Origin of the sequence: Catellatospora aurea (genome assembly GCF_042663325.1) — a bacterium.
In the GTDB taxonomy this organism is placed as follows: Bacteria; Actinomycetota; Actinomycetes; order Mycobacteriales; family Micromonosporaceae; genus Catellatospora; species Catellatospora aurea.
On record NZ_JBHTAC010000065.1, the window covers coordinates 1 to 21,763 of the forward strand.

Consider the following 21,763-nt stretch of genomic DNA (forward strand, 5'->3'; position numbering starts at 1 on the left):
GCCGGCCGTTGTAGGGGGCGTAGGTGAAGTCCTTGAGCGAGACCCAGCCCGACTTAGGGGTGGCCAGCGAACCGGTCGACGTCCAGCGGTAAGTCGATGGCAGCGAGCAACCGCTGGGCGGCGAAGGCGACGGGGACATCGTGGGGGACGGCCGCGCGCTCGGCGACGTCGTCGGCGAGGCTGTCGGCGATCCCGTCGGCGACACACCGCCGGTGCACGTCACGCCGTTGAGGGAGAAACTCGCCGGGGCCGGATTGGATCCTGTCCACGATGCGTTGAAGCCGAACGACACCGTGGCATTGGTCGCGACCGAACCGTTGTAGCTCACGTTCTTCGCGGTCACCGCTGCGCCGCTCTGCGTCAGCGACGTGTTCCACGACTGTGTCACCGCCTGTCCGGCGCTGAACGACCACGTCAGCGTCCAGCTGGTCAGCGGGTCGCCCAGGTTCGTGATCGACACGTTGGCGCCGAAGCCGCCGGGCCACTGCGACGAGACGGCGTAGTTCACCGAGCAGCCCGCGGCCGCGGCGCCGGCCGGCAACGCCACGAGCACCGTTACCGACGCCAGTAGTGCCGCACCGGCCGACACGAGGCTGACCAGGATTGATCTCGATCTTGCCATTGGCACACTCCTGAGGGATGGATGCGCTTGTCGTGATAGGCGTGATGTGATCGATCACATTGATGTCGGAGATGTTACGGGAGCGCTCCCAGAATGACAACAACGGACATCGATTAATCGATTGGCGATTGACGCCGGTCAGTGTGGTCGGGTGGTCATGGCAGGTGGAAGCAGCTGTTCGTCATCATCACCTGATGAGCGGAATGGACGTATGGCGGAAGTGCGACCCGATTCCGCGTCGCCGGATAACCACTTTCCTCGACCAGAATTCAATGGGAACTCTGTGGAATTCGTGACGCACGGACGGCCTTCTTCCACCCGGCTGCCTCCGGTGGAGTACGGCCTCGGCATCATGATCGCCTTCCCGGAGGAACTGCTCAAACTCCGCGCGGAACTGACCAACCTGCCGCAGCTCGGCGCGTTCCCGATGCCGGTGCGCGCCGACACCCTGGCCCGGATGGGCGTCGACGCGGGCCTGCTCGCCACGATGGGGATCAGCCTGGACCGCGACGCGTTCTCGATCGGGCTCAGCCTGCCCGGCACGGGCGGCTCCGGCATCCAGGTCACCGGTGTCAACAGCAGCATCGTCAACGCCGGCAGCACCAGCGCGAACATGTCCCACGGCGGCGGCGCCCGGGCCGACGCGTCGACGACCACCTACTCCGACGGGCACTCGGAGCTGCGCACCTACAGCGAGACCGGGACCATGGTCGAGCACTACGACAGCAACGGCAACAAAGTGTGAAGATCACCGAATAGGTCGCGCCGCGCAACGACAGTGGCGCGAGCGAGTGGGTGCCCCACCCGAGCGCGCTGACGACGTGGCCGGTGTAGGTACGCACGGCCGCGAAGGACGCGTCGAGGGTGGCCCCGCCGACGGTGTCGACGATGATGTCGAATCCCTCGCCGCCGGTGTGCTGCTCGACGGCGACGCCGGTGTAGTCGATCGGTGTCGCACCCAGGTCCGCGATGGCCTGCAGGCTGCGGGCCATCGCGGTCGCATAGACCTGGGCGCCGCGAGCACAGGCGATCTGCATGGCCGCGGATCCCACGCCCCCGGCTCCACCGTGTACGAGGACCCGCTGGCCGGACCTGATCTGGGCGCTGTCGACGAGCCCTTCCCAGGCGGTGATGACGGCCAGCGGCAGCGCCGCCGCCTGGCGCATGCTCGGTGACTTGGGCTTGACCGTCAGCAGCCGGGCGTCCACGCCGGCGAACTCGGCCAGGGAGCCCTGCAGGTCGCCCACCCCGCCGGTGAGCCCGTACACCTCGTCACCGGGTTCGAAACCGGTCGTTCCGCCCCCACCGCCTGAAGCGTCCCCGCCAGGTCCAGTCCCAGGACCGCGGGCAGGCTCGTCCTGGCGTGGGCCGCCTTGCCTGCTCGGATCTTGGTGTCCAGCGGATTGGCGCCGCTGCCCGCCACCTGCACCAGCACCTGGCCGGGGCGTCCAGGACGAACTCAGCGTACGTGTGTCAGTACTGACCTGATGGATCTCCTGCGACAACGACGGACGCGGCATATCTTCGGTGGAATACGGCCGTCCGCCTGTCGCCGCACCGCCGCGATGGGTGCGGCGAAAAGGAGCAACCGATGGGAGTTCTGAGCCGCACCCCGCCGAACTTCTTCGCAACACCGTTCGGTATCACCGGCCTCGCGGGGACCTGGCAGGCGCTCTCGCAGACCGGTCATGCGCCGCGGGCCGTCGCCGATGTGCTGTACCTGCTGGCAGCCGTGCTGTGGGTCGTGCTGCTGGTCGGCTACACGGCCCGCGTCACGGCCACCCGCGGCCGCCTGCTGGCCGACCTGAAAGACCCGGTGCTCAGCCCGTTCGTCAGCGTGATCCCGATCGTGGCGCTACAGCTCGGTGTCGGGCTGTACGCCCACGCGCCTCAGGCCGCGACGGTCCTCGTCGACATCGCGCTCGTGGCGGTCATCGGACTCGGTGGCTGGCTGACCGGCCAGTGGATGTCCGGTGCCCCCGACCAGGACAAGTTCCACCCGGGCTACCTGCTGCCCACCGTGGCCGGTGGCCTGCTCAGCTCAGCGGCCGCGACCATCGTCGGCCAGCCCGGCCTGGGTCGCGTGTGTTTCGGGATCGGCATCGTGTGCTGGCTGGTGATCGGTTCGCTGATGCTGCAGCGGCTGTTCTTCCGGCCACCGCTGCCGGCGGCTCTGGTCCCGACCATGGCCATCGAGGTCGCACCGGCTCCCGTGGCGGGCCTGGCCTGGTTCGCGCTCACTCCGACGCCCGACACCCTCGCCTACGGACTCGCCGGCTACACGATCCTGATGGCCCTGGCTCAGATCCGCCTCATCCCCATCTACCTGCGGACCCCGTTCACGCCGACATTCTGGGCCTTCACGTTCTCGTACGCGGCCGTGGCCACCCTGTCGATCCGCTGGGCGGCAGCCGAACGACTCTCCGCACTGCAGGTGATCAGCTGGCTGGCCACCCTGTTGCTGACCGCGCTCATCGCCGCCATCGCGGTCAAGTCCGTCGTCGCCCTGATCCAGCGTAGATACTTCCCACCGCCGCCCGCGGTCTCGGCTGCGGGTTCGTAGCGCCGGTCGCATGGCTGACGTGTCCCGGACGGCGTCCCCGCTTTCCCTGCGATCCGGGATGGTGCGACCCCGGAAGGCACTAACGTGATCTGTGGCTCGACGCGGCGGCGGGGCGCGAGCCTCGGCGGCCCGCTCGACGAACCCGGCACCGCTGCCGACGAGAGGCTTTCAGCGGGCAGTGGCGAGGACGCGCTGTGGCGTCCGGGGTCGAACCGGCGTTCCAGCCGCTGTGACGGAAGGACGGGGCAATGAGGCTGCAAGGGAAGGTCGCGCTGGTCTCCGGCGGTTCCAAGGGCATCGGCCATGCCGTGGTGGAACTGTTCGCCAAGGAGGGCGCGACCGTCGTCTCGGGTGACATCACCCCGCCGCAGGGGCCCTTCCCCGCGGGAGTCGAGACCGTGCAGCTCGACGTCACCAGCGAGGACCAGTGGGCGAGCGCGGTCGGTGACATCGTCAAGAAGCACGGCCGCCTCGACGTGTTGGTCAACAACGCCGGCATCATCGCGTACGAACCGCTCGACGAGCTGGACGTGGCGAACTGGATGAAGATGGTCGCGGTGGACCAGACGGGCGTCTTCCTCGGCATGCGCGAGGCGGTCCGGGTCATGCGGAAGAACAGGTCCGGCTCGATCGTCAACGTCTCGTCGATCTGGGGCAACTCGGCGGTCGCCGGAGCGTTCTCGTACCACGCGGCGAAGGGCGCGGTGCGCAACATGACCAAGAACGCGGCGATGACCTATGTCGGCGAGGGGATCCGGGTCAACTCGGTCCATCCCGGTTTCATCGACACCCCGCTGACCCAGGCCCAGGCACCGGACCTGAACAAGCTCGTCATCGACCAGACGCCGATGAAGCGGCCGGGTCTGCCGACGGAGGTCGCGTACGGCTGCCTCTATCTGGCCTGCGACGAGTCGAGCTTTGTCACGGGCACCGAACTGGTCATCGACGGCGGTTACCTGGCCCAATGACGGGCGACCTGCGTAGCGCACCGGCCGCAGGTCACCCGCTACGACGATTCACTGCTTCTTCGCCGCTGACATGTCGACGCACACGATTCCCTTGTTGCCGTCCTGGTCGGCGATCACGGTGAGCGAAGGCGCGTTGCTGTCGTCGACGACCGTTCCACCCGCGGAGCGGCACTGGGTACGCGACAAACAATCGGGTGCGTACGAGGAACTGCTCTCCCAGAATGTTGAGGGCGACTGGGAGAAGGCGGCCGTTGTGCCAATGGCCGGCATGCTGTGCTGGGATGAGGCATGGACGATCCCTCATCGGCGAGCATCACCACTGGCAGGCTGGTCCGCAGCACCGTGCTCGACGGCAACGCGCATCTGGCCGTCACGACCGGCGCCGCCCTGGCCCTGCTCGGCTACCTGTTGCCCTGGTTCAAGAAGAGGGACAGCTACCAGTGGTGGTACTCCGGATGGGACTACGCGACCCTCACCGGTGGCGGCGGCTGGACGCTCGTCGCGCTCGTGCTGCTCCTGCTCGCGCTGGTGGCGAGCTTCTGGACCCGGCGTTCGAAGGCGGCGACCGTGGTCTGCCTGACGGGCTCGGTCGCCGGAGGGTTCTGGTCGGCGGCGGTGGTCGCGGCGAGTTTCAGCACCATGGGCGAGCGGTCCTCGCTCAACGGCCTGGCGCAGCTGCCCTTCGGCGTCGGTATGCCGCTGCTGGCTCTGGGCCTCGGGCTGGCCGTCACGATGGCCGGGTACCAGCTCGTCAGGCATCTGATAGGCGAGCACGTCGGTTACTGACCAGGCCTGCACAAGCGGACCGCAGCTGGTCCCGAGTCGATGCCGTGGGTGCGGTCTCATCCGCCGTCGTGCTGGTCGGCTGCCCGGTACAGGTCGTCCGGAACCGGTTCGGCCAGCAGCCCGCGGCGTTCGTAGTAGCGCAGCGTCTGCAGGTTCACCCCGGCCGCGTCGGCCAGTTCTCCGCTGCGCAGGCTCGGGTTCACGAGTGTTCCCGCACCGTGTGGGCCCGTTGTTCGAGCGCGGCGAGGACGTCGGCGTGGGCCGGCGGGACCTCGATGTCGAGGGTCACCTGTCCCGGTGCCGGGGAGCTGACGGCGAAGGTGAAGAACGAGCAGCAGTCGCCTTCACGGGCCGCCAGGTCACGGACTGTCGCCGCCAGGTCGGGTTCGCCGGTCATGGTCAGGCGAAGATGCGTGTCGGTGACCCGCTCGACGGTGCGCACGGCGGTGGCGAACAGGGCGTCGAACTCGGCCAGCCGCAGCGGCTGCTCGGCTGTGGGCAGGGTGCATGCTGATGGTACCCATCCCGGACCAGGGGTTTGTTCGGCCATGTCCTCACGGTAAACCTGTACCCCGGTACCGGATGCAAGTCTTGCAGCCCAGCGGGTTCCACTGCTTGATCCGCTCGTTCATCTGCTCCAGCGGGGGTCGCGTGTGTGTGGGGTCAGCGGGCGCAGGCTGCGGCGAGCAGGAACCATGCGGCGTGCGGGATCCACTGCTCAGCCCAGCGCCAGGAGTCTCCGGCGGGGGCGTCGGGCGGCAGGAGGGCGATGTCGTTCTCGTCGGACCAGCCGGCGGTGATGCCGTTGACGATGCCGCCCGGCAGATTGGGGAAGTCGGTCTCGTAGTCGACGTTGTTGTGTCCCCGGCCCTGGACCATCGAGACGTCGAACGGGTTGCGGCCGGTGATCCAGGCGAGCTGGTCGTCGGCAAAGGCGGCGAGTCTTTCGCGTACGCCGTCGGGCACCTCGTCGAGGTGGGCGCAGGTGGCCGCTGCGGCGGCGAGCGAGGCGATGGTGGCATTCTCGCCCTGCCACCAGTAGCCGGTTTCGTTGGCGTGGGGGAAGAAGAAGGCGTCGGCGGGTTCGGCGTCGGCGGGTTGCACGCGTTGGCGCGGGTAACCGAACGGGTTGGGCACGGTATGGCTGCGCCGCACGATGTCCGTGGTGGCTTCCAGTGCGAGCGCTCGGGCGGCCGGGGCCTGCGGCGCTTCGGGCAGGACCTGCGCGAAGCGCAGCAGCGCCAGCATGGGCAGCCCGGCCTCGACGGCGTGGAAGAACGGCCGTTGCTGCGCGTCGGCGAGGAACCATCCGGGGCCGTGGTCGGTCGGGCGGACGTACCGGGCCAGCAGCGATTGCGCGCGTTGCTCGGCGGTTGCGCGTACGGTGCTGTCGCCGGCCCCGGCGGCGGTGAGTTCGGCGGCGGCGAGCAGCGCGCAGTAGTCGTCGACGATGTTCTCGGTGCCGTCGTGGAGGTAGTCGAGGTTGTGTTCTTGCAGGTGGGCGAAGCCTTGCCGGGCCGCGGACAGGTAGTCGGCGCGGCTGAAGTCGCCGTCGTCGTCGAGGGTGGCGGCGCGGGCGAGTGCGGCGATGGCCAGGCCGCCGCCGTGCCGGTAGCCGGCCTGGTACCGGTCGGTGCGGACGCAGTCGGGCAGTGGCGCGGTGATCACACGCTCGTCGAGGCGTTTGGTGAGGGCGTCGAAGATGCCGGTGTAGAAGTAGCCGTCGGGGGAGCGGAAGCGCATCAGGAAGTCGGCGCCCCACAGCGCCTCGTCGCGCAGCCGGGCGCCGAGTGAGCGCAGCAGCGCGGGGTGGTGTTCGGTGAGCGCGTCGCGGGCGGCCATCATTGCCCAGGCGCACAGCGGGGTCTGCTGCGGGCTCATCGTCCGGGTGTAGGTGAGGTGGCTGAGGAACTTGCTGGTGTCTCCGCTGGCGTCCAGCCATCCGCCGCGGGCGTCGACGGTGCGGCCCGAGTCGTCGCCGTACAGGGCGGCGTGGCGGTCCTTGCGGTCGATCTCGCCGCTGGAACGCATCGCCTTGAAGTAGGCGAGCACGTCCGACATGGTCTGGCGCTGTATCCGATCCGGGGCGATCTCGAACGCGTGGGAGGTCGCCTCCCGGCCGGCGGCGTCGCGGATGCGGACGCGGTAGCTGCCGGATCCGAGGTCGGGTGGCAGGTCGATGCGTGCGAACGGGCCGGCGGTCCAGCCGGGTACCGCCTGGACCGGGCCCACGGTCGGGGGTGGCTGCGGTGTGCCGTCTTCGGCGAGCAGTTCGACCTGTCGGGGTGGCTCGCCGTCGGGCAGCACCGCGATCGCGGCCTTGGCGGCCGCCGGCCCGTACCCGAGGTGGCAGACCAGGACGGCCGGTCCCGTGTCAGTCCTGCACGCCTGCCCGTCGTCGGCGACGGAGCGGCATGCGGCGTCGTTCGGCGATAGGGCTGGGGATGTCAGGCCGTGGTGTCGACTGTCGTCTGTGGTCGCCGACCGGGGGGCGGGAGTCTGCATGCGGCAAATCTATGGTCTCGCGGTCGGCCGACCCGAGGTGGCCGTGTCCACGTACATCGGGCACGAACGCGTACGCCGGTCCTGAACGTGAAGAATAATCAATGCCGTTAAATACATGAAAAGGGTCATTAACTGACGCTATCGTCGCTGGGTGGACAGGAGATCACTACGCCTTGCCGTCGCGTCGGCCACCCTGGGGGTGACCGCCCTGGCGGTGCTGCTGGCACCCCCGACGACCGAGGCGACCGCGGCCGCGCCGTCCGGGACCATCGAGGGTGCGTTGGGCTTCAACGTGTTCGTGCGGGACCTGGTCCAGCTCGACTCCGGCGAGATCGAGGGCCCGCTGGCCGTCGGAGGCCCGGTGCGGTGGTTCGGGGACTTCCCGGTCGCCTCCGTCACCCCGGGCGAATTCATCGCTCCGGGTGACAGCGTGCCGAGTGCGCTGGTCGCCGCACAGGGCCTGGTCTTCCCGCCGTCGAACCGCGGTGAGCTGACGGTCGCCATCCCGTCCGGCGGTCACCCGGCTCCGCCGCCACCGGGGTACGCGAAGGTCGGCGGCCCGTCGGCCGTGTCCGTCTACAGCGCCGGCGAGCAGACCTGGATCGTGCCGCACGGCCAGGGGCCCCGCTATCCGGCTGTGGTCGCCGTCGGCGCGGGGCAGAACGCAGAGTCGGTCGGCCGGGCCACCGGTATCGACTTCGCCGCGGTGTTCACCCACCTGCAGAGCACCTCACACGACATGGCCGAATGCCAGAACACCGTGCGGCTGACGGACCTGACCGGCAAGCCGCTGCCCGCCCGCATCCCACCGGGCACGTTGGCGGTCGTCGACCTGTCCCGCGGCGGCAACGTGCTGAACATCAGCGCCCCCAACCTGGGCGCCCTGGCGACGGTCATCTTCTCCGGACCGCCGTCGGCGTCGTCGACGCTGCTCGTCAACGTCGACATCCCCGTCGGCCAGGACCAGTTCACGTGGGCGGTGCCGAGGTTCCTGGGCGCTTCCGTGGCCGAAGCCCCGTACCTGCTGTGGAACTTTCCGGGCAGCGCCTCGGTTGTCCTGAACGGTGCGGGCGCCCTGCCCGGCACGGTCCTCGGGCCCCGCGCCGAGCTCGGCATCTTCGGGGGCGGCACGGTCATCGGCCAGGTCGTCGCCGACGAGCTGGCGGTGGGTCCCGGCGGCGACAGCCCCGACGGCAATCTCGTCCGCCATGCCGTCAACGCGGTCCCGCTGGACTGCGCCGACCCGACGCCGACCGAGCCAGGACCGTCCGCCACGCCGACCGCGTCGCCCAGCCCCGCGCCGACCGCGACCGGCAGCCCCAGCGCTTCGCCGTACGGCCGTCCGCCGCGGCCCTGATCTCGTGTCCGGCCGTACCGGCAGGCTGCCGCACACCGCGTGTCATGATCGATCAACATGGTTATGGGCAGGTAAAACCTATGCCATGGAATGCGTGGTGCTGCGTGGTTCGTCGGACGGTCACCGGGGCAAGCAGGGCGGTTTCTTCTACCACGGCATATCGGCGGAGTCATGCGGCTCCGAACGGCTGTTCCTGCACGTGCTGACGATCCCGCCGTACACGGAGGGGACGGCGCACGTCCACGCCGGGCACGAGTCCGGGATCTACGTCGTCAGCGGCCGGCACACCATCCGCTATGGACAGACGCTGGAGCACAGCCGGGTCCTGAAAGCGGGCAAGGACGGATGGCGACCGGAATTGTCAGCTGCCCGACACCGACTTACAGCACGCCCAGCCCACGTAGCGACCGAACCAGGAACCAGCCGCCGAATCCGAACCCGATCACGGTGGGCGGACCGGCAGTGGGTGGCCCACGCCAAGACCCGCCAGGACGACTTCTGGCACACGCTGCTCGACGAGCAGTGGCGCGACCGCGCCACCGGGCACACCGACGTCGACGCCACGGCGCACATGTTCGTCAACGCGTACTCGATCAGCACCGGCGAGCACCTGCGCGGGGAGCGCGCCTACCGCATCGACCTGCCCGTCGACCCGCCGGTCAACCTGTTCTGGTCGGTGACGCTCTACGACGCCGAGACCGCCCCGGGCCTGGCCCTGCCGGGGCAGACCTACCCGTCGCTGAACTCGATGAACGACCTCACCCGCAACGACGACGGGTCGGTCACCCTGTGGATCGGCCCGGACGGCTCGCTGACCCTGACGGCCGGCAGCCGCCCGCCGGCAGGCGACCGTGAGCGCAACCGGCTACCCGCGCCGCAGGTCCCGTTCAGCCTCTACCTGCGCGCCTACTGGGGCCGGCAAGCCATCCTCGACGGGTCGTGGCAGCCGCCCGCGGTCCGGCGGACCAGCTGACGGGTTCGTCACCGCAGGCGGACGGCCGGATTCCACCGCGAGTGGCCAGATTTGCCCTATATGGTCTATGCCGGAGGTGTCCCATGAATCAGCCGCGGTTCAACGGTGTCATCAAACTCGACGTGCGGGACTCGGTCGCGGACTGGACACCGTACGAGCCGCCGAAGGCCCCCGACGGCGCGCCCAACGTGCTGATCGTGCTGTTCGACGACACCGGCCTGGCCGCGTGGGAGCCGTTCGGCGGGCGGATCAAGATGCCGACGCTGCAGCGGCTCGCCGACGACGGCCTGCGCTACAGCCAGTGGCACACCACCGCGCTGTGCTCGCCGACCCGGTCGGTCCTGCTGACCGGCCGCAACCACCACCAGAACGGCATGGCCTGCATCACCGAGGGATCGATCGGGTTCCCCGGCGCCAACGGCCACATCCCCGACGAGTGCGCCACCATGGCCGAAGTGCTGCGGCAGCGGGGCTGGAACACCTACTGGGTCGGCAAGAACCACAGCGTGCCCGTCGAGGAGGCCAACCCCGGCTCGCCGAAGCGCAACTGGCCGCTGCTGAAGGGCTGGGACCGGTTCTACGGCTTCATCGGCGGCGAGACCAACCAGTGGTATCCGACGCTGGCCGAGGACAACCACTATATCGACCAGCCCTACCTGCCCGAGGACGGCTACCACCTGTCCAAGGACCTCGCCGACCGGGCGATCCAGATGCTGCGCGACAGCCGCGCCTGCGCGCCGGGCAAGCCGTGGCTGATGTGGTTCAACCCCGGCGCCAATCACGCCCCGCACCACGTCGCCACCGAATGGGCCGACCGTTACCGGGGCGTCTTCGACGACGGCTACGAGTCCTACCGGGAATGGGCGCTGCGCCGCATGACCGAACTCGGCGTCATGCCGCAGGGCACCAGGCTGTCCGAACTCAACCCGATGCCCGAGGGCACGTTCGACCCCAACGACACCGTCCGGCCCTGGGACTCCCTCAGCGCCGACGAGAAGCAGCTGTTCGCCAGGATGGCCGAGGTGTACGCCGGCTTCTCCGAGTACACCGACCACCAGATCGGCCGAATCGTCGAATTCCTGGAGCAGACCGACCAGCTCGACAACACGCTGATCCTGTACTGCGCCGACAACGGCGCCTCCGCCGAGGGCGGACCCAACGGGTCGGTCAACGAGAACAAGTTCTTCAACGGCTGGCCCGACGACATGGCCGAGAACATGCGCCACCTCGCCGACCTGGGCAGCCCCAACACCTACAACCACTACCCGACCGGGTGGACCGCGGCGTTCTCCACCCCGTTCAAGATGTTCAAACGCTACTGCTACGCCGGCGGCACCGCCGACCCGCTGGTCATCTCCTGGCCGAAGGGCGTCAAGGCCCGCGGCGAGATCCGTCACCAGTACCACCACGTCACCGACATCGTGCCCACGATCCTGGACTGCTGCGGCGTGGAAATGCCCGACGTCGTCAACGGCGTCCAGCAGGTCCCGCTGCCCGGGGTGTCGATGCGCTACACCTTCGACCAGCCCGAGGCGGCCACCACCAAGCAGCGGCAGTACTACGCCATGCTCGGCGCCCGCGGCATCTGGGAGGACGGCTGGAAGGCCGTGGCCGTGCACGGACCCACCTCCGGCCTGGGCCGCTTCGACACCGACCGGTGGGAGCTCTACCAGGTCGACGACGACCGGGCCGAAGCCGTCGACGTCGCCGACCAGCACCCGGACAAGCTCGCCGAACTCGTCCAGCTGTGGCTGTCGGAGGCGGAGAAGTACCAGGTGCTGCCGCTCGACGACCGCAAACCCGCGGAGATCCTGGCAGACCCGCGGCCGCAGCCGTTCCCGGCCACCGACACCTACGTGTACTACCCGGGGGCCGCCGAGGTGCCCGAGGCGATCGCGGCGAACATCCGCGGCCGGTCGTACCGCATCCTGGCCACCGTCGAGATCACCGATCCGGACGCCTCCGGAGTGCTCTTCGCGCACGGGTCCCGGTTCGGCGGGCACACACTGTTCCTGCGCGACCGCAAGCTCCACTACGTGTACAACTTCCTCGGCATCCCGCCCGAGCAGCAGTTCGTCTCCGACCCGCTGACACCCGGGCGCTACATCCTGGGCGTCGAGTTCGCCAAGGAGAGCACCGGCGAGCACGGCGAGACGCTCGGACACACCAAGCTGTGGGTCAACGACACGGTCGCCGCCGAAGGTCCCATGCGGACCCAGATCGGCATGTTCTCCCTGGCCGGGGACGGTTTGTGCGTCGGCCGCGACAGCAGCGACCCGGTCAGCGCCGGCTACCCCACGCCGGTCGAGTTCCGTGGCGGCACGATCGACCACGTCGAGGTCCACGTCGGCCAGGACCAGTATCTGGACCTGGAGAAGGACGCGTTCGCGGCGCTGGCCCGCGACTGACCGCCGACGCGTGACGCCTCTCCGAGTCAGGACTCGCAGTCCGGAAGCCGCCAGTCGAAAGGCATCAGATCCTGCTCCCAGGCGGGCGACCCGGCCAGGGCGTCGGCGGCCTCAGGCCGGCGCAGGAGGCAGCGGTGGCGCAGCAGCGTGCGCCGCTCGCCGGGAGTCAGCAGCCGCTCCTCGGGGCTGAGGTTACCCGGGTGGTCGGGGTGCAGATCGGCACTGCCGTCGATCGGGTGGTCTGCCGCCGCGTTGAGCCGGTCGCCGGTCGGAGTCCGGTAGTCGAGGCGGAAGTCGGTGCGCCACTGGGAGTTGCGGCCCCAGCCCTGGGACAGGTCGACCGTCGGCCGGTGGCGGCGTCGGAAGGTCCAGTACAGCGGCGAGCGGTCCGCCACGCCGCGCCGCGCGATTTCGACGCCTGCGCGGATCCGCACGCCGGCCCGGCTGAACAGCAGCCGGCCCAGCATCAGACCGGGCCAGAGCAACTCGGTGATCTCGATCGGCGCGTGCGGGTCGTCGGCCTGCTCGACCTCGGCGATCTCGTGGAGGAACGGGTCGAACGCGTCGCCGTCGGCGACCGGCGTCATGCCCAGCGAGGTGAACAGGTCGAGGTACTCGCGCTCGGAGAGCAAGGGCCGCGGGTCCGAGGAGCCGGGCTGGTCGGCGGGAGGTTGGAAGGGGAGCAGTAGCAGGTCGCTGACCCGGTGCAGGGCGTACAGCTCCCACACGAGTTCGCGGCCGCCGGGCTCCGTCGCGTTCTGGGTCCACCATGAACCGTCTTCGGCCGCCGTGGCCAGCCAGGCGCGGTAGCCGCCCTGGGCCCGATCGAGCCACTGCACGACGACCGTCTCGTACGGTTCCGCCCCGTCGTGCCTAGCCAGCGCCTCGTACAGTTCCCGCGCCGCCACCCCGTGAGACATGTCAGCAGCCTACGGGACGGCGGCGGAACCGGCGTCACGTGCCGGACCTGCGCAGCCGGGTGAGGATGATGACGCACAGGGCGAACAGCCACACCGGGAACAGCAGCGCGAACCGGGCGTCGAGGGTCGCGGTGAGCAGCAGGGTCAGCCCGATGAGGACGCTGACCACGGTGAACCAGGTGGGCAGGGCGCGCGTGTAGCGGCCGATCGACGCGGTCGCCAGCACGAACATCGCTGCGATACGCATCGCGACCATCACTTCGAGCAGCCGCCCGAACTGCGCGAAGGCTCGCACGGTGCTGGGATCCACGGGTGCGGCGGCCAGTTCCACGGCGGCCGCGCCGACCGTGAACGCCGCGGCGGCGACCAGTGTCAGGGTCACGTACACGATGCCGGCGGCCAATTGCAGGTTGGAGAACAGCGCGTGCTCGGGGTGGCCGTGATCGGCGATCCACATGCGCAGCGTGGTGATGAACCAGATGAAGCTGATCGCCGCGAGGGGCATCAGGTAGATGCCTGCGATCAGAACCCAGCGTCGGTGGTCGGGATCGAGGTAGTAGCCCAGCACGGTCTGATCGGTGTCGGCTCCGTCGGGCACCTGGTGCAGGATCCAGAACGAGATGACGTAGAGGACCGCGTGGACGATGCCCAGCCCGGTCGCGGTGATCGCTGCCGTCCGGACGCCGACGACCGGCGCCGCGTGTGTCGCGACCACTCGCCGCACCCCGCCTCCGTCGCGTCGGGTGACATCGGCTCCCACGGTAGCGGCGGGCCGACCGATGACCTGCCGATATAGACGTAGTTCAAGACTTTCGATTTGCCTCATATGTACGTTCTATGCTGGCCGAAAGCGCGGCCGGCGTGCCCGCGTGCCGCAGCGAGGGGTGGGGGCATGGCCGAATCGATCTTTCCGTATGAGGACCGGCGCGACTTCGACGACGCCGCACGTGGCCGGGTGGCCGTGGCCGGTGCGGCGGTGGTCGAGGACGACCAGGGCAGGGTCGTATGGGACGCCGACTCCTACCGGTTCCTGACGGGGGACGCGGCCGACTCGGTGCACCCGAGCCTGTGGCGGCAGTCGTCGCTGGTGGCCATGCGCGGCCTGTTCGAGGTGACCGAGGGCATCTACCAGGCGCGGGGTATGGACCTGTCCAATGTCACCTTCGTCGAAGGCCAGACCGGCGTCATCGTGATCGACCCGCTGATCTCGCTGGAGACCGCGAAGGCGGCGCTGGAGCTCTACCGCTCGGCGCGCGGCGACCGGCCGGTCACCGGGGTGATCTACACCCACAGCCACGTGGACCACTTCGGCGGAGTGCGCGGTGTGGTGTCCCAGGAGGACGTGGACTCCGGCCGGGTTCCGGTGATCGCCCCGGAGGGCTTCACCGAACACGCGGTCAGCGAGAACGTGTACGCGGGCACCGCAATGGGCCGCCGCGCGGGCTACATGTACGGTGCGGCACTGCCGCGCGACCCGCGCGGCGGCGTCGGCGCCGGACTCGGCCAGACGACCTCCACCGGCACCGTGACGCTCATCCCGCCGACGCTGCTCATTGCCAAGACCGGTGAGGAGCACACCGTCGACGGCGTGCGGATGGTCTTCCAGATGGCGCCCGGCACCGAGGCGCCGGCCGAGATGCACTTCCTGTTCCCCGACCGGCGGGCGCTGTGCATGGCCGAGAACGCCACCCACACCCTGCACAACCTGCTCACGCTGCGCGGGGCGCAGGTGCGCGACCCGCACGGGTGGGCGCGGTACCTGACCGAGGCGATCGAGATGTTCGGCGGCAAGGTCGACGTCGTGTTCGCCTCCCACCACTGGCCGACCTGGGGCGCCGACAACGTCGTGGAGTTCCTGCGCCTGCAGCGCGACCTGTACGCCTACCAGCACGACCAGACGCTGCGGCTGCTCAACAAGGGTTTCACCGGCATCGAGATCGCCGAGATGTTCGAGCTGCCGCCCGCGCTGCAGCAGGCCTGGCACACGCACGGCTACTACGGCTCGATCAGCCACAACGTCAAGGCGATCTACCAGCGCTACATGGGCTGGTACGACGGCAACCCCGCCCGGCTCTGGCAGCTGCCGCCCGCCGACGCGGCCACCCGCTACGTGCAGGCCATGGGCGGGGCCGATGCCGTCGTCGACAAGGCACGCCAGGCCGCCGACGCCGGCGAGCCGCGCTGGGCCGCGCAGCTGCTGGACCACGTCGTGTTCGCCGAACCCGGCCACCAGCAGGGCCGGGCACTGCTGGCCGACGTGCTGGAGCAGCTCGGCTTCGGCTGCGAGAACGGCACCTGGCGCAACAACTACCTGTCCGGGGCATACGAGCTGCGCAAGGGCAACTTCGGCACCCCGACCGTGACCGCCTCGCCGGACATGCTCGCCCAGCTGTCACCGGACATGTTCTTCGACGCCCTGGCCGTGCAGGTCGACGGCCCCAAGGCGTGGGACCTCGACCTGGCGCTGCGCTGGCAGTTCCCGGACCACCAGCGGTCCTTCCGCACGACATTGCGCAACGGCGTGCTCTCCTACGTGGAGGGCGGCGCCGGCGACGTGGCCGTGACCCTCACCGTGCCCAGGGCCGCCCTGGCGCACCTGGCCACCGGTGACCTCGACGCCGCGCGATCGGCGGGCCTGACCGTCGACGGCGACGCAAGCGTCCTCGACCGGCTGCAGGGCGTGCTCGACCCGGGCGACCCGAACTTCAACATCATCGAACCGTGAAGCAGCCAGCCGCCGACGGCGGCCGCCGGCTGTCCGGGCTGGGCCGTCCGTCCGGCCGCGACGCCGTCGCGGGGTTCGTGACCGGGCTGTTCTCCATCCCGGAGGGCGTCGCCTACGCCAGCATCGGCGGGTTCGCCGCGCCGCTGGGCCTGTGGTCGGGGGTGGTGCCGACCATCCTCGGGTCGGTCTTCGCCCGCACCGTCCTCATGGTCACGACCCTGACCAGCGCGATCGCCCTGTCCGCCAGCAGCGTGCTGCAGGCCGCCGGGCTGAGCACCGGCGACCTCGGCGCGATCGCCACGCTGACCGTCCTGGTCGGCGTGGTCATGCTCATCCTCGGCCTGCTGAAACTCGGCTCGGTGATGTCGTACGTCTCCACGGCGGTGATGACCGGCTTCACCGTCGGCATCGCGCTGCAGATCATCGCCGGAGTGGCCAAGGACGCCACCGGCTATACGCCCACCAGCTCCAACACCATCGGCAAGCTCGTCGACGCGCTCGTCCACATCGGCCGCTGGCAGCTGCCGGTCGTACTCGTGGCGGCGGCGACGGTCGGGTCCTGGCTGCTGTTCCGGCTGTTCAAGCCGACCCGGACCCTGGCGACACTGCTGGCGCTGCTCGTGGTCACCGCCGTGACCGTGCTGCTGGGCACGAAGATCGAACGGGTGTCGGACATCGCCGCGATCCCGCGCTCGCTGCCGCCGTTCACGCTGCCCGACTTCGCGGCGATCCCCGCGCTGGCCACCGGCGCGGTCGCGATCGCCCTGGTGGCGCTGGCGCAGGCGGCCGGCATCAGCTCCGCCGTGGCCAACCCCGACGGGTCGAAGACCGACGCCTCGACGGACTTCAGCGCGCAGGGCGCGGCCAACCTGGCCGGCGGGCTGTTCGGCGCGCTGCCGACCGGCGGCTCGCTGTCGCGCACCGGCATCGCGCAGAGCTCCGGCGCGAACAGCCGCTGGCGGGCATCTTCGCCGGTCTCTCGCTTGCCGTGATCGTACTGCTGGTCGGCCCCTACGCCGGGTGGATCCCGATGGCGGTCATCGGCGGCATCATGCTCGTCATCGGCGCCGAGCTGCTGGAAAAACGCGTACCCGACATCAGGCTCGTGCTGCACACGTCGTGGCCCTCGGCGATCGCGATGGTCATCACCTTCCTGGCGACGACGGCCATGCCGCTGCAGTACGCGATCTTCCTCGGCGCGGGGCTGTCGATCCTGCTCACCTCGATCAGCGTCACCCGCTCCAGCCGCCTGATGGAGTTCACCCGCACCGACGGCGCCTGGCAGATCGGCGACCCGCCGGCCCGGCTGGCCTCGGGCCGCACCACCGTCCTGCACTACGAGGGCTCCGGGTTCTTCTCCGAGGTCAGCCGCATCGACCAGGAGTGGCCCGACACCGACGGCGTCACCGACGCGGCCATCGTGCTGTCGGTGCGCGGCTCGGTCGACGTGCCGTCGGCGACGTTCCTCAAAGCCCTCGACGACCGCGTCGGCAAACTCGGCGAGCAGGGCATCCCCGTGTTCCTGGCCGGTGTGCCGCCGCGCTTCCGTGAACAGCTCATCCGCAGCCGGGAGCTCAAGCATCTGGTCCCGGACCACCTGGTCGCCGAGACCCCGCGCCTGACCGAGTCCCTGGAGCAGGCCTACGACCGTGCCGAGCACGCACGCCTGAATTCACGCACCGGCACCGCCACGGAGGGACCCGCTGAGTCCGCACACCGGTGACGCGACGCCAGCGCAGCGCGCATCCGCCGCCGCGGTGGACTCAGGTGGCGTCGAGCCAGGCGAGCACGGCCAGCACCCGCCGGTTGTCGTCGAGGGTAGGCGGCAGGTCGAGCTTGGTCAGGATGTTGTTGATGTGCTTGTCGACGGCCTTCTCGGTGACGTACAGGCGGGTGGCGATCGCGGCGTTCGACCGGCCCTGGGCGACGAGCGCGAGCACCTCCCGCTCGCGGCCGGTGAGGCGGTCGAGCGGCCGGGCGCTGAGCAGCCCCGCCACGACCTCCGGGTCCAGGACGGTGCCGCCGCCGGCGACCTGGCGTACGGCCGCCACGAATCCGTCGACGTCGACGACCCGGTCCTTGAGCAGGTAGCCGACCGACCCGGCGCCCCCGGCCAGCAGCTCGCGGGCGTACAACGGCTCGACGAACTGGCTGAGCACGAGCACGGGCAGACCGGGCCGCGACGAACGCGCCCTGATCACCGCCTCCAGGCCCTCCGTCGTCAGCGTCGGGGGCAGGCGCACGTCCACGATCGCGACGTCGACGTCGTCGCGGCACAGCGCTGCGGCGAGCGCGTCGGCGTCGGCGACCGCGGCGACGACCGCGATGCCGGCGGCGTCGAGGATCCTGGTCAGACCGACGCGCAGCAGCATCTGGTCCTCGGCCACGAGGGCTCTCAGCGGGCCTGGCACCGCACCTCCATCCGCACCTCGGTACCGTGACCGGCCGGGCTGGTCACGGTCAGCGTCCCGTCGAAGGCCGCCAGCCGCCGGGCCACCCCCGCCAGCCCGCCGCCACGCGGGTCGGCGCCGCCTTCGCCGTCGTCGCCGACGGTCAGCCGCAGCGTATCGCCGTCGTGGTCGCCGACCACCCAGGCCCGTGACGCCCGCGCGTGCTTGGCCACGTTCGCCAGGCACTCCGCGACGGCGAAGTAGACGGCCGACTCGACCGGCGGGGGCAGCCGCGGCAGGCGCAGCGCGACGGTCACCGGGATGGGGATCGGGATGGCCAGGGCCTCGACACCCCAGCCGAGCCCCCGGTCGGCCAGGACCGGCGGATGGATGCCCCGCACGAGCGTACGCAGGTCCTCCAGCGCGCTGACCGTCGTCTCCCGGGCCTCGCGCAGCAACTCGACGGCCGAGTCCGGGTCGGTGTACACCAGCTTCTCCGCCAGCCCGACGTTCATGCCCGCGGCGGCGATCCGCGCCTGCGCGCCGTCGTGCAGGTCGCGTTCGATCCGGCGCAGCTCGGCGGCGTTGTGGTCGACGGTCGCGGTGCGGGACTCGACGACCTGGTCCAATCGCCGGCGCAGCCGCTCGTTGCGGGAGTGGCCGAGGATGGCCTGGTCGGCGCGCAGCCGGGCGCCGACCAGCGGCACGGTGACGAACCACCAGCCCAGCAGCGCGGGCCCCAGCAGCAGGAAGGCGGTCGTGCTCCACAGCAGGCTGCCCTGCGCCGCGCCGATGACGACGTGCGCCGCCGGGCCGACCAGGAGCAGCACCGGCACCAGGGACATGGCCAGGCCGCCGGTGCCGGAGAACCAGCAGAACGCGAAGTCGCGCCACCGCGCCGGGTCGCGGACCCAGACCGCCATGGCGGTGATCGGGTCGGCGCCGGTGGTGTCGGCGTACGCGGCGGTGACGGGTTCGTCCAGCACCCGTGCCGCGACCGTGCGGTGCGCCTGGGCCAGCCCGGCCGCCAGCGGGACGAGCAGCCACAGCATCAGGAACCCGGTCAGCGACAGCAGCGCCGGGAACGCACCGGTCATGAGCAGCGCCAGCACCAGCGCCGCGATCCCCGCGGCCGCGTGGCCCGCGGACAGCACGGTGAGCCGCAGCCGCTGCACCAGCCCGGCGCGGTCGACGGCGGTGGCCGGCACCGCGGGCAGCGGCGCCGGCCACACGTGCGAGGTCCTCATGGACGCAGAGTCTTCCACCGGCCCGGTCGGCGGTGTGCACCCCAGGCGGCGGCGACGGCCAGCGCCGCCGCGACGGCCGCGACCGCAGGCACCAGCCACAGCTGACCGTCGGGCAGCACGCCTTCGTGCCGGACGATCGCGTACGGCACCGCCGTCGCCGTCGAGCCCAGCAGCCCGAACACGATCCCGACCGCGGTCACGACCGCCGCCTCCAGCACGACGGCGGCACGCAGCTGCCCGCGCGTCGCGCCGAGACGCCACAGCCGGTCGAGCTCGGCCCGGCGGTGGACCACGGCGGCGACGGCCGCGTTGACGACCATGATGGCGGCGAACAGGCAGATCATCCCGATGACCACCGCGTTGATCGTCGTGATGGTGTCGCCGACGCCCTCGGGATCGCTCGCCGCGTTGCGGGTGCGGCCGTCGATGCCGACCATCAGCAGCGTCCCGACGGCGGTCGACACGAACACGATGACCGGGGCGAGCATCGCGGCGAACAGGTGGGCCCGCCGGGTCGTGTTCTCGGCGGCCAGGTAGCCGCCGCTCGACCTGGCCAGCAGCGGGCGCAGCGCCCGGGCCGGCATCCGCAGCAGCACCGGGGCCAGCGCGGCCAGCCCGACGCCGGCCACGATCGCGGCCGACCCCGAGGTCTGCATCGCCGCGTAAGGGTCATCGGACTTGCCGGTGACGGTGACGGTGACGACCGCCGCGGCCGCCCCGGACCCGACCAGCACGACGCCGGTCAGGGCCCGCCACCAGGGCAGACGGCGGGCCGGAACATCCGTCTGGCGCAGCGAGAAAGCGGCGGGCCCACGGGTGGCGCGCCTCGATGAGATCACCGCGGCGACCACGCTGACCAGCACCACCACCCCGGCCGCTGCGGCCAGCGAGGCCGGACCTCCGTTGTAGGCCGACGCGGTCGAGATCAGCCCGCCGCGCTGCACGGCGTCGAACAGGGCCCGGCCGCCGAACACGGCGACGCCCGCGCCGGCGGCCGCCGCGAGCAGCGTCACGGCGGTGGCCTCGTACACGATCAGGGCCCGCACCTGCCGCGGGGTCGCGCCGATCGTCCGCAGCAGGCCGGCCTCGCCGATCCGCTGCTCGGCGACGATGCCGACGGTCGAGGCCACCGAGAACAGCACGATCAGCGACCCCCAGCCGCCGACGACGGCGCCCATGATGATCAGCAGCTCGCGGTCGTCGTCGTGCGCGCCGCCGGCCGACTGCGCCAGCGTGGCGAACGACGCCATCAGCGCGGTGCCGAGCAGGACGGCCGCCAGGGTCGCCACGGCGGCGGGGAGGCGGTGGCGCAGCGAGCGCAGGGCCAGGGCGGTCATCGGGCTGCCCCGGTGAGCTGGTCGAGGTGGGCCAGCTGCGCGGCGACGGCGTCGGCGGTGGGCGCGGCCATCCGCCCGGCGATCTTCCCGTCGACCAGGAACACGACGGTGTCGGCGCAGGAGGCCGCGACCGGGTCATGGGTGACCATCACCGTCGTCTGCCCGAGTTCGTCGACGGCGGCCCGCAGCAGCGACAGCACCTCGCGGGCGGTGGTGCTGTCGAGTGCGCCGGTGGGCTCGTCGGCCAGCAGCAGAGCGGGCCGGGTGACCAGCGCGCGGGCGATGGCGACCCGCTGCTGCTGGCCGCCGGACAGTGCGCCGGGCAGGTGCCCGGCGCGGTCCGCCAGCCCCACCCGGGCCAGTGCCTGCCGCACGGCCTGCGGGTCGGCGCGCCGCCCGGCCAGGCGGGCGGGCAGTGCCACGTTCTCCGTCGCGGTCAGGTAGGGGACGAGGCTGAAGTCCTGGAACACGAAGCCGATGCGGTCCCGGCGCATCCGGGTCCGCCTGGCCTCGTCCCACTGGGTGACGTCGGCTCCTTCCAGCACGACGCGGCCGGACGTCGGCTGCTCCAGGCCCGCCACGCAGGCCAGGAAGGTGGACTTTCCGGAGCCGGACGGGCCCATGACGGCCGTGAACGTGCCGCGGGCGAGGGTGAGGTCGACGCCGAGGAGCGCGTCGACGGCGGCCGCGCCGCTTCCGTGTCGTTTGGTGAGGGCCTCGACGGCGAGGGCGGGGATGTCTTCGTCCATGTTCACGACGCTAGGCAGCCGGCCACCGGGGATCGATAGTGCTGGTCCGGTGCCGTCAGGTGGGGCTGGCACCACCGCGGATCGGCGCCGACGGGAAGCTTATCGCCGTACATCGATTGACAGTTCTTTGTCCACAGGGGACGCTATCTGTCATGCGACGGTCGCGGAACCGGGCGTCGGGACGGTCGCAGTCCAGAACACGGCGGACCTGCG

The 21,763-nt window shown here is 70.7% G+C and carries 22 protein-coding genes and 1 pseudogene; 10 read left to right on the forward strand and 13 right to left on the reverse strand.

Annotation, left to right across the window (positions count from 1 at the left end):
• Positions 1 to 622: cellulose-binding domain-containing protein (locus tag ACFQO7_RS35440; protein ID WP_376810492.1), on the reverse strand; the 622-nt coding region annotated here is incomplete at its 3' end.
• A gap of 283 nt (positions 623 to 905) precedes the next feature.
• On the opposite strand from ACFQO7_RS35440, the gene ACFQO7_RS35445 reads away from it, so the two are divergent.
• The gene (locus tag ACFQO7_RS35445; RefSeq protein WP_376810493.1) at positions 906 to 1,367 is read left to right on the forward strand and encodes a hypothetical protein; all 462 of its coding nucleotides are present in this window, start codon (positions 906 to 908) and stop codon (positions 1,365 to 1,367) included.
• 118 nt (positions 1,368 to 1,485) lie between these two features.
• Here the strand turns inward: ACFQO7_RS35445 and ACFQO7_RS35450 are convergent.
• Both ACFQO7_RS35450 and ACFQO7_RS35455 read right to left on the reverse strand, forming a co-directional pair.
• A pseudogene (locus tag ACFQO7_RS35450) lies at positions 1,486 to 1,788 on the reverse strand (zinc-binding dehydrogenase); the annotation flags it as partial.
• Positions 1,789 to 1,811: 23 nt separating this feature from the next.
• Positions 1,812 to 2,057, reverse strand: a complete 246-nt coding sequence (locus tag ACFQO7_RS35455) for an alcohol dehydrogenase catalytic domain-containing protein (protein WP_376810494.1) — start codon at positions 2,055 to 2,057, stop codon at positions 1,812 to 1,814.
• A 156-nt stretch (positions 2,058 to 2,213) separates the two neighbouring features.
• Here ACFQO7_RS35455 and ACFQO7_RS35460 point away from each other — a divergent pair, with 156 nt between their 5' ends.
• Both ACFQO7_RS35460 and ACFQO7_RS35465 read left to right on the forward strand, forming a co-directional pair.
• Positions 2,214 to 3,185 (forward strand): SLAC1 family transporter, encoded by a 972-nt coding sequence (locus tag ACFQO7_RS35460; protein ID WP_376810495.1) that lies wholly within the window; start codon positions 2,214 to 2,216, stop codon positions 3,183 to 3,185.
• Positions 3,186 to 3,433: 248 nt separating this feature from the next.
• Positions 3,434 to 4,153, forward strand: a complete 720-nt coding sequence (locus ACFQO7_RS35465) for an SDR family NAD(P)-dependent oxidoreductase (protein ID WP_376810496.1) — start codon at positions 3,434 to 3,436, stop codon at positions 4,151 to 4,153.
• 48 nt (positions 4,154 to 4,201) lie between these two features.
• On the opposite strand, the gene ACFQO7_RS35470 is transcribed toward ACFQO7_RS35465, so the two are convergent.
• Complete coding sequence (locus ACFQO7_RS35470; RefSeq protein WP_376810497.1) at positions 4,202 to 4,339, reverse strand: hypothetical protein; 138 nt, start codon at positions 4,337 to 4,339, stop codon at positions 4,202 to 4,204.
• A 102-nt stretch (positions 4,340 to 4,441) separates the two neighbouring features.
• Between ACFQO7_RS35470 and ACFQO7_RS35475 the strand changes: the two genes are divergently transcribed.
• Entirely contained in the window at positions 4,442 to 4,939 is a 498-nt protein-coding gene (locus tag ACFQO7_RS35475) for a hypothetical protein (RefSeq protein WP_376810498.1), read from the forward strand.
• A gap of 56 nt (positions 4,940 to 4,995) precedes the next feature.
• On the opposite strand, the gene ACFQO7_RS35480 is transcribed toward ACFQO7_RS35475, so the two are convergent.
• The 3 genes from ACFQO7_RS35480 to ACFQO7_RS35490 form a co-directional block, all read right to left on the reverse strand.
• Positions 4,996 to 5,142 (reverse strand): MerR family DNA-binding transcriptional regulator, encoded by a 147-nt coding sequence (locus ACFQO7_RS35480; RefSeq protein ID WP_465252392.1) that lies wholly within the window; start codon positions 5,140 to 5,142, stop codon positions 4,996 to 4,998.
• Positions 5,139 to 5,489, reverse strand: coding sequence for a hypothetical protein (locus ACFQO7_RS35485; RefSeq protein WP_376810499.1), 351 nt, complete (start codon positions 5,487 to 5,489; stop codon positions 5,139 to 5,141). The genes ACFQO7_RS35480 and ACFQO7_RS35485 overlap by 4 nt, the downstream gene beginning before the upstream one ends.
• Positions 5,490 to 5,602: 113 nt before the next feature.
• Entirely contained in the window at positions 5,603 to 7,444 is a 1,842-nt protein-coding gene (locus tag ACFQO7_RS35490; RefSeq protein WP_376810500.1) for a glycoside hydrolase family 9 protein, read from the reverse strand.
• Positions 7,445 to 7,595: 151 nt separating this feature from the next.
• Here ACFQO7_RS35490 and ACFQO7_RS35495 point away from each other — a divergent pair, with 151 nt between their 5' ends.
• The 3 genes from ACFQO7_RS35495 to ACFQO7_RS35505 all read left to right on the forward strand — a co-directional run bounded on the left by ACFQO7_RS35495 (position 7,596) and on the right by ACFQO7_RS35505 (position 12,182).
• Complete coding sequence (locus ACFQO7_RS35495; RefSeq protein ID WP_376810501.1) at positions 7,596 to 8,801, forward strand: collagen-binding domain-containing protein; 1,206 nt, start codon at positions 7,596 to 7,598, stop codon at positions 8,799 to 8,801.
• 466 nt (positions 8,802 to 9,267) lie between these two features.
• Entirely contained in the window at positions 9,268 to 9,774 is a 507-nt protein-coding gene (locus ACFQO7_RS35500; protein ID WP_376810502.1) for a DUF1214 domain-containing protein, read from the forward strand.
• Between the two features lie 83 nt (positions 9,775 to 9,857).
• Entirely contained in the window at positions 9,858 to 12,182 is a 2,325-nt protein-coding gene (locus ACFQO7_RS35505) for an arylsulfatase (protein ID WP_376810503.1), read from the forward strand.
• Positions 12,183 to 12,208: 26 nt separating this feature from the next.
• On the opposite strand, the gene ACFQO7_RS35510 is transcribed toward ACFQO7_RS35505, so the two are convergent.
• Together ACFQO7_RS35510 and ACFQO7_RS35515 are read right to left on the reverse strand one after the other, a co-directional pair.
• A complete protein-coding gene (locus ACFQO7_RS35510) occupies positions 12,209 to 13,102 on the reverse strand; it encodes a hypothetical protein (RefSeq protein ID WP_376810504.1) in 894 nt (297 codons plus the stop codon).
• Positions 13,103 to 13,136: 34 nt separating this feature from the next.
• Entirely contained in the window at positions 13,137 to 13,817 is a 681-nt protein-coding gene (locus tag ACFQO7_RS35515) for a hypothetical protein (protein ID WP_376810505.1), read from the reverse strand.
• Between the two features lie 177 nt (positions 13,818 to 13,994).
• Between ACFQO7_RS35515 and ACFQO7_RS35520 the strand changes: the two genes are divergently transcribed.
• The 3 genes from ACFQO7_RS35520 to ACFQO7_RS35530 are packed head-to-tail and all read left to right on the forward strand — an operon-like array spanning position 13,995 to position 17,550.
• Positions 13,995 to 15,827, forward strand: a complete 1,833-nt coding sequence (locus ACFQO7_RS35520; RefSeq protein WP_376810506.1) for an alkyl/aryl-sulfatase — start codon at positions 13,995 to 13,997, stop codon at positions 15,825 to 15,827.
• Positions 15,824 to 16,819, forward strand: coding sequence for a SulP family inorganic anion transporter (locus tag ACFQO7_RS35525; RefSeq protein ID WP_376810507.1), 996 nt, complete (start codon positions 15,824 to 15,826; stop codon positions 16,817 to 16,819). Before ACFQO7_RS35520 ends, ACFQO7_RS35525 begins: the two co-directional genes overlap by 4 nt.
• Positions 16,816 to 17,550, forward strand: coding sequence for a SulP family inorganic anion transporter (locus ACFQO7_RS35530; RefSeq protein WP_376810508.1), 735 nt, complete (start codon positions 16,816 to 16,818; stop codon positions 17,548 to 17,550). The genes ACFQO7_RS35525 and ACFQO7_RS35530 overlap by 4 nt, the downstream gene beginning before the upstream one ends.
• 40 nt (positions 17,551 to 17,590) lie before the next feature.
• Here ACFQO7_RS35530 and ACFQO7_RS35535 read toward each other — a convergent pair whose 3' ends face one another.
• The 4 genes from ACFQO7_RS35535 to ACFQO7_RS35550 are packed head-to-tail and all read right to left on the reverse strand — an operon-like array spanning position 17,591 to position 21,550.
• Positions 17,591 to 18,226: a response regulator gene (locus ACFQO7_RS35535; RefSeq protein ID WP_376810520.1), complete on the reverse strand. Its 636-nt coding sequence runs from the start codon at positions 18,224 to 18,226 to the stop codon at positions 17,591 to 17,593.
• Positions 18,223 to 19,464, reverse strand: coding sequence for a sensor histidine kinase (locus tag ACFQO7_RS35540; RefSeq protein ID WP_376810509.1), 1,242 nt, complete (start codon positions 19,462 to 19,464; stop codon positions 18,223 to 18,225). The genes ACFQO7_RS35535 and ACFQO7_RS35540 overlap by 4 nt, the downstream gene beginning before the upstream one ends.
• Positions 19,461 to 20,801 carry an FtsX-like permease family protein gene (locus ACFQO7_RS35545; RefSeq protein WP_376810510.1) on the reverse strand — a complete coding sequence of 447 codons (1,341 nt, stop codon included), beginning with the start codon at positions 20,799 to 20,801 and terminating at the stop codon, positions 19,461 to 19,463. The genes ACFQO7_RS35540 and ACFQO7_RS35545 overlap by 4 nt, the downstream gene beginning before the upstream one ends.
• Positions 20,798 to 21,550 carry an ABC transporter ATP-binding protein gene (locus ACFQO7_RS35550; protein ID WP_376810511.1) on the reverse strand — a complete coding sequence of 251 codons (753 nt, stop codon included), beginning with the start codon at positions 21,548 to 21,550 and terminating at the stop codon, positions 20,798 to 20,800. The genes ACFQO7_RS35545 and ACFQO7_RS35550 overlap by 4 nt, the downstream gene beginning before the upstream one ends.
• Positions 21,551 to 21,763 lie beyond the last annotated feature (213 nt).

What these genes read in the sequence shown, in the direction of transcription:
- ACFQO7_RS35490 (WP_376810500.1), bottom strand. Translation starts at nt 7,444, where the DNA reads ATGCAGACTCCCGCCCCCCGGTCGGCGACCACAGACGACAGTCGACAC.
- ACFQO7_RS35465 (WP_376810496.1), top strand. Translation starts at nt 3,434, where the DNA reads ATGAGGCTGCAAGGGAAGGTCGCGCTGGTCTCCGGCGGTTCCAAGGGC.
- ACFQO7_RS35475 (WP_376810498.1), top strand. Translation starts at nt 4,442, where the DNA reads ATGGACGATCCCTCATCGGCGAGCATCACCACTGGCAGGCTGGTCCGC.
- ACFQO7_RS35505 (WP_376810503.1), top strand. Translation starts at nt 9,858, where the DNA reads ATGAATCAGCCGCGGTTCAACGGTGTCATCAAACTCGACGTGCGGGAC.
- ACFQO7_RS35485 (WP_376810499.1), bottom strand. Translation starts at nt 5,489, where the DNA reads ATGGCCGAACAAACCCCTGGTCCGGGATGGGTACCATCAGCATGCACC.
- ACFQO7_RS35550 (WP_376810511.1), bottom strand. Translation starts at nt 21,550, where the DNA reads ATGGACGAAGACATCCCCGCCCTCGCCGTCGAGGCCCTCACCAAACGA.
- ACFQO7_RS35545 (WP_376810510.1), bottom strand. Translation starts at nt 20,801, where the DNA reads ATGACCGCCCTGGCCCTGCGCTCGCTGCGCCACCGCCTCCCCGCCGCC.
- ACFQO7_RS35540 (WP_376810509.1), bottom strand. Translation starts at nt 19,464, where the DNA reads ATGAGGACCTCGCACGTGTGGCCGGCGCCGCTGCCCGCGGTGCCGGCC.
- ACFQO7_RS35510 (WP_376810504.1), bottom strand. Translation starts at nt 13,102, where the DNA reads ATGTCTCACGGGGTGGCGGCGCGGGAACTGTACGAGGCGCTGGCTAGG.
- ACFQO7_RS35460 (WP_376810495.1), top strand. Translation starts at nt 2,214, where the DNA reads ATGGGAGTTCTGAGCCGCACCCCGCCGAACTTCTTCGCAACACCGTTC.
- ACFQO7_RS35520 (WP_376810506.1), top strand. Translation starts at nt 13,995, where the DNA reads ATGGCCGAATCGATCTTTCCGTATGAGGACCGGCGCGACTTCGACGAC.